Below are 11,942 nucleotides of genomic sequence, written 5' to 3'. Positions count from 1 at the left end.
TCACCTTCGGCGAGCTCACCGACCGGATGGAACTGGCCCGCCACGGCGCCCACACCTTCTGGGGCCTGCTGACCCGCACCGCCGCCACCATCGCCGCGCACACCCTGCTACGGGTTCACGCCGCCGAGCTGAGGGTTGCATAAGTCAACCCCCATAACGCACCTCAGGGGCCCGCGCCGAGCGTGCGAGGTGTGGGGGGAGGGGTGGCCATCCCTCAGGGGCCCGCGCCGAGCGTGCGAGGTGTGGGGGGAGGGGTGGTCCTTCTAGGGTCCGGGTCGTGGACTGCCTCTTCTGCCGCATGGTCGCCGGTGACGTGCCGGCCACCGTGGTGCACGAGACCGACCGGACGCTGGCCTTCCGGGACATCAACCCGCAGGCGCCGACGCACGTGCTGGTGATCCCCAAGGCCCACCACCCCACCGTCGCGACACTGGCCTCCGACGACCCCGACCTGCTCGGCGCCGTCATCCGGGCGGCGCGGCAGGTGGCGGTGCAGGAGGGCCTGGCCACCGAGGACGGCGTCGAGCCCGGCTACCGGCTGGTCACCAACACCGGCCCGGCCGCCGGGCAGACGGTGCACCACGTGCACCTGCACCTGCTCGGCGGCCGGGACCTCGGCTGGCCGCCCGGCTGAGGAGCCCGGGGGCCGACCTGCCAGGCTCGGGGGGTGACCGACAACGCACCCGTGCGCATCGAGCGGGACGGCGACCTCGCCGTCGTCGTCCTGGACAACCCGCCGCTGAACCTCGTCGACGAGGCGGTGCTCGCCGCGCTGGAGCGGGTCGTCGACGACCTGGCGGGGCTCACCGACCCGGCCCGCAGCGACCGGGCCCGCGCGGTGCTGGTCGAGGCGCGCGGCAAGGTCGTCTCCGGCGGGGTGGACGTGCACCTGTTCTCCGACATCGCCGAGGGTCCGGAGCCGGCCGAGCGGGGAGCCGAGCTGTGGCGGCGGATGCTGCGGATCGCGCAGGCCGTCGAGGACCTCCCGGTGCCCACCGTCTTCGCCGCGCACGGGCTCACCCTCACCGCCGCGTTCGAGCTGGCGCTGGCCTGCGACGTCCTGCTCGCCGCCGAGCGCGCCTACTTCGGCCTGGTGGAGGTCGTCGTCGGGTTGACCCCCTCGATGGGCGGGCCGCAGCGGCTGGCCGAGCGGGCCGGCCCGGCGCGGGCCAAGGAGCTGGTGTTCACCGGCGAGCGGTACCCCGCCGCCGTCCTGGAGCGGTGGGACGTCGTGAACCGGGTGCTCCCCGACGACGGCTTCGCCGAGGCAGCCCGCGGCTACGCCCGGCAGGTCGCGGCGGGGCCGACGGTGGCGCACGCGGCCACCAAGCGGCTGGTCACCACCGCCGTCCGCCAGGGGGCGCGGGCCGCCGACGAGCTGGTGCCGGAGGTCTCCGGCGCGCTGTTCGCCACCGCGGACCTGCGCGGGGCGGTGCGCTCCTTCCTCGCGGAGGGGCCGGGGAAGGCGACCTACACCGGCCGCTGAGCGGCGGTTCGGGGGTGGGCCGCGGGTAGCATCGGGGTCGTCCGCACCCCCTCCCGCAGGAAGGCAGGGTCGAGGGTTCTTGCCCGACACCTCCCCGAACGTCCCCGTGCCCGGGGCTCCCACGTCCCGTGAGGCCTCGGCACAGGCTGCCGCGGCGGACGGCCACCTCGGCGCGCCCGCCCCGTCCGGCACCGGCACCGGGGGCACCCCGGCCGCCGTGCGGACCACCATCACCGTCCCGGACGCCGTCCCGATGGTCGCCCTGCTCGGCTCGGGCGACGAGCTGCTCCGGCTGGTCGAGACCGAGCTGACCGCCGACGTGCACGTGCGCGGCAACGAGATCGCGATCACCGGCCAGCCCGCGGACAACGCCTTCGCCGTCCGGGTGTTCGACGAGCTGATCGCGCTCATCGGCACCGGGCAGCAGCTGCGGCCGGACTCCGTGCGCCGGGTCATCGGCATGCTGAAGGCCGGGGGCTCCGAGCGCCCGGCCGACGTGCTCTCGCTGGACATCCTCAGCCGCCGCGGCCGCACGATCCGGCCCAAGACGCTGAACCAGAAGCGATACGTCGACGCCATCGACGCGCACACCATCGTCTTCGGCATCGGTCCGGCCGGGACGGGGAAGACCTACCTGGCCATGGCCAAGGCGGTCCAGGCGCTGCAGACCAAGCAGGTCAACCGGATCATCCTCACCCGGCCGGCGGTCGAGGCCGGCGAGCGGCTGGGCTACCTCCCGGGCACGCTCAGCGAGAAGATCGACCCCTACCTGCGGCCGCTCTACGACGCGCTGCACGACATGGTCGACCCGGAGTCGATCCCCCGGTTGATGCAATCCGGGACGATCGAAGTAGCGCCGTTGGCCTACATGCGGGGTCGGGCGCAGCCGACTGACGCCGCCGTGCTCACCCCGACCGGCTTCGTGCCCATGGGCTCCCTCGAGGTCGGAGACCTGGTCATCGGTTCCGACGGGCTGCCGACCCCCGTGCTGGGCATCTACCCGCAGGGCCGCAAGGACGTCTACCGCGTCACGACCCAGGACGGTGCGTCGACGCTGGCCTGCGGCGAGCACCTGTGGACCGTCCGGACCGCCTCCGACCGCAGGCGGGGCAGGTCTCGGACCATCCAGACGCAGGACATGATCGGCAACCTCCGGGCCGCGCGTGCGCGCCGCTACGAGCTACCGGTCGTCGCGCCGGTCGAGTTCGAGCCCCGTGAGGTGCCGCTCGACCCCTACGCCCTGGGGCTGCTGCTCGGCGACGGCTGCCTGACGACGGCCACCACGCCGACGTTCACCACGGCCGACGCGGAGCTCGTCGTGGCGCTGGAGGCAGCGCTCGACCGCATCGAGGTCCGGCACAAGGCCGGTTACGACTACGTCCTGCACCACGTCGACGGCGGCCGCGGCGGCTTGCGGGTCGCCAACCCGGTCACCACGGTGGTGCGTGACCTCGGGCTCGACCGGACACGCTCGGCGACCACGTTCGTGCCGGTGATGTACCTGCAGAACGCCGCAGCGGTGCGGCTCGCGGTGCTGCAGGGGATCCTCGACACCGATGGGGGGCCGGTGACCCAGCGTGGCCGGACCTGCCGGGTCCAGTACACGACGACGTCGACCCGGTTGCGCGACGACGTGATCTTCCTCGTGCGCTCGCTCGGGGGCGTCGTCTACTCACACGTGCGGCGGGCGGAGGGCCGCGCCCCTGGGCGCGCGCTCGGCCGGGACGTGCCCTACCGCAGCGATGCCCACGTGGTCGACATCCGCCTGCCGGAGGGCGTCGAGCCGTTCCGGCTCGAACGCAAGCGGCGTGCCTACCAGGCCGCCGGCGGTGGCCGGCCGATGCGCTTCATCGACAGCATCGAGCCGGTGGGCGAGCGGGAGACCTTGTGCATCGCGGTGGCGGCTCAGGACTCGCTGTACGTGACCGACGACTTCCTGGTCACCCACAACACCCTCAACGACGCCTTCGTCATCCTCGACGAGGCGCAGAACACGACCGCGGAACAGATGAAGATGTTCCTCACCCGGCTCGGGTTCGGCTCGAAGATCGTGGTGACCGGCGACATCACCCAGGTCGACCTGCCCGGCGGCGCGCAGAGCGGGCTGAAGATCGTGCGGGAGATCCTCGACGGGGTCGAGGACGTGCACTTCGCCAACCTGACCAGCTCCGACGTCGTCCGGCACCGGCTGGTCGGCGACATCGTGGACGCCTACGAGCGCTGGGACGCCGGGCGCCAGCAGGGGCCCGCGCCCGCGCCCGGGCCGGTGCGCGGCGCCCGGCCGCGCCGGCAGGGGAGCTGAGCGCGGTGCCGGTCGAGGTGGCCAACGAGTCCGAGATCGCCGTCGACGAGTCCGCGATCGCCGCGGTCTGCACGTACGTGCTGGGTGAGATGGGCGTCAACCCGGTGGCCGAGCTGGCCGTGCTGTGCGTCGACCCCGACTACATGAGCACGCTGCACGAGCGCTGGATGGGGGAGAAGGGGCCCACCGACGTCCTCGCCTTCCCCATGGACGAGCTCGACACCGGCCGGCCCGACGAGCCGGACCCGGGCCCGGCGCTGCTCGGGGACGTCGTCCTCTGCCCGTCGGTGGCCCTCCGCCAGGCGCGGGCCGCCGGCCACTCGATGGACGACGAGCTGCTGCTGCTCGCCACGCACGGCGTCCTGCACATCCTCGGCTACGACCACATGGAGCCCGAGGAGGAGAAGGAGATGTTCGGCCTGCAGAACAAGCTGCTGGCCGGCTGGCGTGCCACCCCGCGGGAGCCGGTGACCGGCGCGCCGGTCGAGCGGGGGCCGGCGGGCCGATGACCTCCGGCGAGATCACCCTCGCGGTGGTCGCCGTGTGCCTCATCCCCGTCGCCGGCCTGTTCGGGGCCGTGGAGGCCGCGCTGCAGCGGGTCTCCGTGGCGCGGGTCGACGAGCTGCGTCGCGACGGCGTCAAGCGGGCCGGGGTGCTGGCCGACGTGGTGGCCGAGCGCGCCCGGCACGTGGCGCTGCTGCTCCTGCTGCGCATCGCCTGCGAGATGGTGGCGGCGGTCCTGGCCGCCGTCGTCCTCTACCGGCTGTGGGGCGGCGGCTGGCAGACCGTGCTCACCGCCGCCGGGGTCATGACCGTGGTCAGCTACGTGCTGGTCGGCGTCGGGCCGCGGACGCTCGGCCGCCAGCACGCCTACGCCACGGCCCTGCGCGCCGCCGGCCTCGTGCGGCTGCTCGGCCGGGTCCTGGGCCCGGTGTCCACGCTGCTCATCCTGGTCGGCAACGCCATCACCCCGGGCCGGGGGTTCCGCGACGGGCCGTTCTCCTCCGAGGTCGAGCTGCGCGAGCTGGTCGACCTCGCCGAGGCCCGCGGCGTCGTCGAGTCCGGCGAGCGCAACATGATCCACTCGGTGTTCGAGCTCGGCGACACCATCGCCCGCGAGGTGATGGTCCCGCGCACCGACGTGGTCTGGATCGAGCGCACCAAGACCGTCCGGCAGGCCCTCGCGCTGGCGCTGCGCAGCGGGTTCAGCCGCATCCCCGTCATCGGCGAGAACGTCGACGACGTCGTCGGCGTGGTCTACCTCAAGGACCTCGTCCGCCGCTCGCAGAACCTCGGCGACGGCCGCGGCCCGAAGGTCGAGGAGCTCATGCGCGCGCCGACGTTCGTCCCCGAGTCCAAGCCGGTCGACGAACTGCTGCGGGACATGCAGGCCCAGCGCATCCACATCGCGATCGTGGTGGACGAGTACGGCGGTTTCGCCGGCCTGGTCACGATCGAGGACATCCTCGAGGAGATCGTCGGCGAGATCGACGACGAGCACGACACCGTGGCGCGCCCGGCGGTCGAGCGCCTCGAGGACGGCGCGGTGCGGATCACCGCCCGCCTGCCGGTGGAGGACCTCGCCGAGCTCTTCGACGTCGAGCTGCCCCGCGACGACGACGTCGAGACCGTCGGCGGGCTGCTGGCCCGCGAGCTGGGGCTGGTGCCGATCGAGGGGTCGGCCGCCGAGGTCGCCGGCCTGCGGCTGGTCGCGGAGAGCACCGGGGGCCGGCGCAACCGGATCGACACCCTCCTCGTCTGCCGGGTGGCCGCCCCCGAGGCCGCGGACGACGGCGGGCCGCCGGGGGCCACCCGCGTGGAGGACCCCGCCGACGTGACAGGCTGACCCCTCGTGAGCACGCCGGACCTGCAGCCCGAGGACGCCAAGCTCGTCACGCTCGCCCGTTCCGCCCGCGGCCGGACCGGCGCGCCCGAGGGGGCCTGCGTCCGCGACACCGACGGCCGCACCTACCTCGCCGCGTCGGTGGAGCTGCCCTCGCTGCGGCTCTCCGCGCTGCAGGCCGCGGTCGCCGCCGCCGTGTCCAGCGGGGTGACCGGGCTGGAGGCCGCCGCGGTCGTGTCGGCCGCCGACGCGGTGGACGAGGCGGGGCTGGCCGCCGTCCACGACCTGACGCCGTCCGCCCCGGTGTTCCTGGCCGGGCCGGACGGCGCCGTCCGCGGCACCGCCTGACCCGGTCGATCGCCCGATCGGCGCCCTCCGGGGGCGACGGTCGGGCGACCCTGCTCAGCCGAAGGTGATCAGCGGCTTGATGATGCCGTCCTCCTTGGTCGTCATCATGTCGAAGGCCCGCTCGATGTCGTCGAAGCCGAAGCGGTGCGTGGTCATCGGCGTCGGGTCGATCCGGCCGTTCTGCAGCAGCCGCAGCAGCCGGGTCATCCGCTCGCTGCCCCCGGGACAGAGCCCGGTGTGGATCGACTTGTCGTTCATGCCGAGGCCGAAGGCGTCCAGCGGCAGTTGCAGCGGTGACGGGTCTTCCCCGTGGTACCCGATGTTGGACACGCGCCCGCCCGCCTTGGTCACCCGTACGCAGGCCTCGAACGTCTGCGGGAACCCGAACGCCTCGATGGCCGCGTCGACGCCGGCCCCCTCGGTGCGTGCCATGACCTGCTCCACCGGATCACCCGCCGTGTGGTCGACGACCACGTCGGCGCCGAACTGCCGGGCCAGCTCCTGGCGCTCCGGCCGGGACTCGACGGCGATGATCTGGCCGGCACCCATCAGGCGGGCGCCCATGGTGGCCGACAGCCCCACCGGGCCCTGGGCGAAGACCGCCACCGTCTCCCCGAACTGCAGGGCGGCGTGCTCGACGCCCATGAAGCCGGTGCTGAGCATGTCGCAGGTGTAGACCGCCTGCTCGTCGGCGACCTCGTCGGGGATGGGTGTGAGGTTGGCGGCCGCGGCCGGGACGACGAAGTACTCCGCCATCGTCCCGTCCATCTGCGCCGTGTACCGGTAACCACCCAGTGCCCCGCCGCACTGGCTGGGAAAGCCGCGCTGGCAGTAGCTGCACCGGAAGCAGGGGGTCACCGCGTTCACCGCGACCCGCTGACCCTCCTCGAACCCGTGGACCGCCGACCCCAGCTCGTGCACCACCCCGACGGACTCGTGACCGAGCGTCCGGCCGTCCTCGACCGGTAGGGCGCCCTTGACCGTGTGGACGTCGGAGGTGCACACGAGCGCGGCGGTCGTGCGCACCACCCCCTCCTCGGGCCCGGGCCGCGGGATCGGCTTCTCGACCACCGCGGTCTTCCCCACGGCGGCGATGACGAAGGCCTGCATCGTCCCGGTCACGAGGCGTCCAGCGAGCGGTAGAAGGCCGACTCGAGGTCCAGGTAGCCGCCGAACGAGGTCGGGTCGCCGAACGGCAGCACCTGGGTGGCCCAGAAGCCGCCGAAGCCGTTGCCGCGGTCGATCCAGTAGAAGAGGTTGGCCAGCCCCGCCCAGCCCAGCGCCCCGGCCGGCCGGCCGGTGGGCGCCGTCTCCTCGTTGATCATGAACGGCAGCGACCAGGACTTGCGGATCCCGGGGAAGAACTCCGCGTCGTTGGACAGCGACGGGATCACCCCGGGCAGCGCCGTCACCTCGAGGTCGCCGAGGTGGTTCTGCACGGCCATGCGGACCGTCTCCGCGGAGAGCACCCGGCCGTGCTCCCCCTCCCCGTCGTTCAGCCACATGCGGATGAAGCGCATGTAGTCCCCGACGGTGCCGTAGAGGCCGTGGCCGCCCATGTGCACCTCGGGCGTGGAGGTGAGCTCGAAGTCGTCCATGGGGGTGAGCGACCCGTCCTCGTTCCGGGCGTGCATGGTGGCCCGCCGCTCCCGCAGCCGGTCGTCGAGCTCGAAGGTCGTGTCGGTGATGCCGAGCGGGGCGAAGATGCGCTCGGCGAACACCTCACCGAGCCGCTCGCCGGCGATGCCCTCCACCACCTGCCCGACCCAGTCGATGTTCGAGCCGTACTCCCACTTCTCGCCCGGCTCGAACAGCAGCGGGGTCTGCAGGCAGCTGCGGCTGGCGGTGATGACGCTGACCTGGCCGTGCTCGGTGGCCATCCGCAGGTAGTGCTCGTTGAAGAAGTCGTAACCGAAGCCCGCGGTGTGGGTCAGCAGCATGCGGGTGGTGATGTCCCGCTTCGGTGCCCGCAGCCGGGGTGACCCGTCGGCGGTGAAACCGTCGAGCACCTGCAGCTCGCCGATGGCGGGCGCGTACTGCTTCGCCGGTGCGTCGAGGTCCAGGCGGCCGTCCTCGACCAGTTGCAGCGCGGCGGTCGCGGTGACCGCCTTGGTGGTGGAGAACAGCGCGAAGACGGTGTCGGTCGTCATCGGCTGGTCGCCGTCGAGCCGGCGGGACCCGGCGGCGCCCTCGTAGACGTCGCCGTCGCGGTCGGTGACCATCGCGACGACCCCGGCGACGGGGACCTGGGCGTGGACGGTGGCGTCGAGGATCGCGTCGGCGTCCTGGGCGAAAGTGCGGGTGAGCTGGGTGGTCATCGTCGTCCTCTCAGCGGTGGGTGCGGCGCGCCGGGGCTCGGCACCGCGGATCCTGCTCCGGCGCGCCGGGGTTGTCAGCGGATCTCGAAGCCCGCGTAGCCGCCGGCGGCCGCCTCGGCGCACTTGTCGCGGTAGGTGCCGACGCCGCCGGTGTAGGACAGGACGCGGCGCGGCTTGCCCGGCACGTTGGAGCCCAGGTACCAGGACGTCGTCCGGGAGATGAGGTTGGCCGCGGCCGTCTCGTCGTGGTGGGCCACCCAGGCGTCCTCGGCCTCCCGGGTCGGCTCGACCACCGAGCCGCCGCGCTCCCGGACGTGCGCGACGAGGTCGGTGATCCACTCGGTCTGCTGCTGCAGGCAGGTGGTCATGTTGCACAGGGCCGCCGACGGCGCGAGGGGGACGGCGGTGGTCAGCAGGTTCGGGTAGCCGTGCTTGGCCAGCCCCATGGTGGTGCGGATGTCCCGGCCCCACTCCTCGGTCAGCGACCGCCCGCCCCGGCCCCGGATGTCGATGCGCGTGAGCGCGCCGGTGCCGGCGTCGAACCCCGTGGCCAGGATGACGACGTCCAGCTCGTGCACGGTGCCGTCGGCCAGCTGCAGACCCTCGGGCAGGACCCGCTCGATCGGGTTGTCCCGGACGCCGACCAGCTCCACGTTCTCCCGGTGGTAGACCTCGAGGTAGTTCATCTCGAGCGGGACCCGGTGGGTGCCGAAGCCGTAGTCGGTGGGCACGAGCACGTCGATCAGCTGCTGGTCCTTCAGCCGGGCGCGCATCTTCCCCCGGACGAACTCCGAGACCTGCTCGCTGACCTCGGGGTCGAAGAACATCTCCGCGAACGAGGCCAGCCACAGCTTCAGCGACCCGTTGTCGTGGATCTCCTCCAGCCGCTCCAGCCGCTGCTCCGGCGTGAGGTCGGCCCACGCCACCTCGAAGTCGTACTCGAAGCCGGTGAAGGTGCTCGGCAACGTGTCGCGCAGCTCGGGGAAGCGGGCCTTGTAGGCGGCGACGTCCTCCGGCCCGTAGGTCGGGTTCTTCATCGGCAGCACGTACTGCGGGGTGCGGGCGAAGACGGTCAGGTGCTCCACCTCGTCGGCGATGGTCTGGATCACCTGGATGCCGGTCGCCCCGATCCCGACCACGCCGACCCGCTTGCCGGCCAGCTCCACGCCCTCCTTCGGCCACCGCGAGGTGTGCACGATCGTGCCCCGGAAGGTGTCCTGGCCCGGGAAGACGTCCTCGAGCGGCGCGGAGAGCATGCCGGCGCAGGTGATGAGGAACTGGGTGTCGATCGTCTCGCCGCGGTCGGTGCGCACCGTCCAGCGCTCCCGCTCCTCGTCGAAGTGCGCGCTGGTGATCGTGGTGCCGAACTCGATGTCGCGGCGCAGGTCCAGGCGGTCGGTGACGTAGCGCATCCAGCGCTCGATCTCCGGCTGGCCCGGGAAGCGGTGTTCCCAGCTCCACCCCTCGTAGAGCTCCTGCGAGAACAGGTACTGGTAGATGTAGGCCTCGGAGTCGAACCGCGCCCCGGGGTAGCGGTTCCAGTACCAGGTGCCGCCGACGTCGTCGGCCGCGTCGTACACGCGGACCCGCACCCCCTGTTGGCGCAGCTGGTGCAGCTGGTAGAGGCCGGCCACGCCGGCCCCGATGACCAGGGCGTCGAGCTCCCGGGTGGCCTGGCCACCGGTCGCGTCCGGTGCCGTGTCGACCGTCATGTCTGTCCCTCCCGTGTGTTCCGCGCCACGATGGCGGGGCCAAGTCCACCGGTGCTCCGGGGCGGCGGGATGTCCGATTCCGGGACACCTCGCGGCGCGGCGGGTGTGGTGTGGTGCCGGTGAGCGCCGGGAGGTGATCGTGCCGGGGACCCACGAGGAGCGGTTGCCGGCGACGGCGGCGGCCCGGGCGGCCTTCCTGGAGGACGGCGGCCCCTCGGCGGCGGGGGTCCGGACGCTGGTCGCGGCGTCCTGGCTGCGCAGCCGGTCGGCCGGGGTGGACGCCGACCGGTACCGCATCACCTACCACGAGGACGTCGACCTCGACTCGCGGCTGGTGCGCTGCGCCCGGCCGGTCATCGAGCGGATGGCCGGCGAGATGGTCGACGTCCCGGTCGCGATCGCGCTGTCCGACGCCCGGGCCCGGATCGTGCACCGGCTGGACTGCTCCACCGCGGTGGGCCGTCCGCTGGACCGCGTGGACTTCCTCGCCGGGTTCAGCTTCGCCGAGGGCGGGGTGGGCACCAACGGCATCGGGACGGTGTTCGAGGCCGGCGCCCCGGTGAGCGTCGTCGGCGCCGAGCACTTCACCGAGGCGCTGGTGCGGTTCGCCTGCACCGGGGCGCCGGTCGTCGACCCGGTGACCGGCCGGGTCGAGGGCGTGCTCGACGTCAGCTCGCTGGCCGAGGACTGGACGCCGCTGATGTCCACGGTGGTTCGCCGGGCGGCCGCCGACATCGGTCGCGCCCTGCTGCGCGACCGGGGCCAGGCCCGTCAGGCCCTGTTCGAGGCCTTCGCGCGGGCGGACTCGCGGCCGCGGCAGGCGGTCATGGCCGTGGGCGACTCCCTGGTCGTCAACCGGCGGGCGCAGCAGCTGTTCGACCCCGCCGAGCAGTTCGCCGTCCACCAGCACGCGCTGGCCGTCATGGCCCGGCGGGACCGCGCCACCGACACGCTGGTCCTGGAGTCCGGGCGCCGCGTGCGGGTGCGGGCTACCCGCGTCCTCGTGGGCGACGACGTCGCCGGGCTGGTCCTGCTGCTCGACGAGGAGGCCGACCGGCCCATGGTGCCCGTGCCGCGGGGCGCCGGGGACCGGCCGCGCCCGACGCCCCGGGCGCGCGCCGACCGGGCCGGGACGGCGCCCCCGGTCTTGCCGGCCTGGGCCCGGGCCGCCGCCGAGGTCGCCGCCGCGGTCGAGCGCCGCGAGCCGGTCCTGGTACTGGGCGAGCCGGGGTCCGGGCGGCGGACCCTGGTGGCCGAGCTGTTCACGCGCGCGCACCCGGCCGGGCCGGTGGTGGCGGTGGACGCCGGCTCCGCGGTCCTCGACCTGCCCGGTTCCCCGGCCGGGCCGGCGCCGGTCCTCCTGCTGCTGACCTCCCTGGACCGCCTCGACGCCGCCGGTGCCGCCCGGGTGCGGGAGCTGGTCGGCGACCTGGACCGTCGTTGGCTGGTCGCGGGGACCGCCGACCCGGCGGGCCTGGCGGCCGGGCGGCCGCTGGAGTCGGTGCTGGCCGTCTTCGAGCAGGCCGTGACCGTGCCCCCGCTGCGCTACCGGGTCGACGACCTCCCGCGGTTGACCGCCCGGCTGCTGGCCGACCTCGCCCCGGACCGGCGGGTCCGGCTCTCGGCCGGGGCGGCCCGGCTGGTCGCCCGTCACGGGTGGCCGGGCAACCTCCCCCAGCTGCGCGAGGCGCTGTCGGACGCGTTGCGCCGCCGCCCGGTGGGGGAGATCGGGCCGGAGGACCTGCCGGCCTGGTGCCGCACGGCCGGCAGCCGCCCCCTGACGCCGATCGAGACGGCCGAGCGCGACGCGATCGTCGCGGCGCTGCACGAGCACGCCGGCAACCGGGTGCACGCCGCGGCGGCGCTCGGCGTGGCCCGCAGCTCGCTGTACCGCAAGATCCGGGCCTACGCGATCACCGAGGTCTGAGGCCGG

At 73.8% G+C, this 11,942-nt stretch carries 10 protein-coding genes; 7 read left to right on the top strand and 3 right to left on the bottom strand.

Features of this window, described 5'->3' with window-relative positions:
- The first annotated feature begins 277 nt into the window (after positions 1 to 277).
- The 6 genes from D0Z06_RS15395 to D0Z06_RS15370 all read left to right on the top strand — a co-directional run bounded on the left by D0Z06_RS15395 (position 278) and on the right by D0Z06_RS15370 (position 5,979).
- Positions 278 to 634: a histidine triad nucleotide-binding protein gene (locus D0Z06_RS15395; RefSeq protein ID WP_233517718.1), complete on the top strand. Its 357-nt coding sequence runs from the start codon at positions 278 to 280 to the stop codon at positions 632 to 634.
- Between the two features lie 33 nt (positions 635 to 667).
- Positions 668 to 1,486, top strand: coding sequence for an enoyl-CoA hydratase/isomerase family protein (locus D0Z06_RS15390; protein WP_117378392.1), 819 nt, complete (start codon positions 668 to 670; stop codon positions 1,484 to 1,486).
- Between the two features lie 217 nt (positions 1,487 to 1,703).
- Positions 1,704 to 3,788: a PhoH family protein gene (locus tag D0Z06_RS27165; RefSeq protein ID WP_117378424.1), complete on the top strand. Its 2,085-nt coding sequence runs from the start codon at positions 1,704 to 1,706 to the stop codon at positions 3,786 to 3,788.
- Positions 3,789 to 3,793: 5 nt separating this feature from the next.
- Positions 3,794 to 4,297, top strand: coding sequence for an rRNA maturation RNase YbeY (ybeY, locus tag D0Z06_RS15380; protein WP_117378390.1), 504 nt, complete (start codon positions 3,794 to 3,796; stop codon positions 4,295 to 4,297).
- A complete protein-coding gene (locus tag D0Z06_RS15375; protein WP_117378388.1) occupies positions 4,294 to 5,634 on the top strand; it encodes a hemolysin family protein in 1,341 nt (446 codons plus the stop codon). The genes ybeY and D0Z06_RS15375 overlap by 4 nt, the downstream gene beginning before the upstream one ends.
- A 6-nt stretch (positions 5,635 to 5,640) precedes the next feature.
- Positions 5,641 to 5,979, top strand: a complete 339-nt coding sequence (locus D0Z06_RS15370) for a cytidine deaminase (protein WP_117378386.1) — start codon at positions 5,641 to 5,643, stop codon at positions 5,977 to 5,979.
- A 54-nt stretch (positions 5,980 to 6,033) separates the two neighbouring features.
- Here the strand turns inward: D0Z06_RS15370 and D0Z06_RS15365 are convergent, their stop codons facing one another.
- The 3 genes from D0Z06_RS15365 to D0Z06_RS15355 form a co-directional block, all read right to left on the bottom strand.
- Positions 6,034 to 7,101 (bottom strand): NAD(P)-dependent alcohol dehydrogenase, encoded by a 1,068-nt coding sequence (locus tag D0Z06_RS15365; RefSeq protein WP_117378385.1) that lies wholly within the window; start codon positions 7,099 to 7,101, stop codon positions 6,034 to 6,036.
- Positions 7,098 to 8,297, bottom strand: a complete 1,200-nt coding sequence (locus D0Z06_RS15360; protein WP_117378383.1) for a methyl acetate hydrolase AcmB — start codon at positions 8,295 to 8,297, stop codon at positions 7,098 to 7,100. Before D0Z06_RS15360 ends, D0Z06_RS15365 begins: the two co-directional genes overlap by 4 nt.
- Positions 8,298 to 8,371: 74 nt before the next feature.
- Positions 8,372 to 10,009 (bottom strand): flavin-containing monooxygenase, encoded by a 1,638-nt coding sequence (locus tag D0Z06_RS15355; RefSeq protein ID WP_117378381.1) that lies wholly within the window; start codon positions 10,007 to 10,009, stop codon positions 8,372 to 8,374.
- A 139-nt stretch (positions 10,010 to 10,148) separates the two neighbouring features.
- Between D0Z06_RS15355 and D0Z06_RS15350 the strand changes: the two genes are divergently transcribed.
- Positions 10,149 to 11,936, top strand: a complete 1,788-nt coding sequence (locus D0Z06_RS15350; protein ID WP_199522336.1) for a sigma-54-dependent Fis family transcriptional regulator — start codon at positions 10,149 to 10,151, stop codon at positions 11,934 to 11,936.
- Positions 11,937 to 11,942: the final 6 nt, after the last annotated feature.

It is taken from the genome of Geodermatophilus marinus, assembly GCF_003428645.1.
Lineage (GTDB): Bacteria > Actinomycetota > Actinomycetes > Mycobacteriales > Geodermatophilaceae > Geodermatophilus.
The sequence above is the reverse complement of the archived record's forward strand: the minus strand, read 5'-3'. Positions and strand labels throughout refer to the sequence as shown.

Coding starts and splice junctions, on each gene's coding strand:
- D0Z06_RS15375 (WP_117378388.1), top strand. CDS start 4,294: ATGACCTCCGGCGAGATCACCCTCGCGGTGGTCGCCGTGTGCCTCATC.
- D0Z06_RS15360 (WP_117378383.1), bottom strand. CDS start 8,297: ATGACCACCCAGCTCACCCGCACTTTCGCCCAGGACGCCGACGCGATC.
- D0Z06_RS15355 (WP_117378381.1), bottom strand. CDS start 10,009: ATGACGGTCGACACGGCACCGGACGCGACCGGTGGCCAGGCCACCCGG.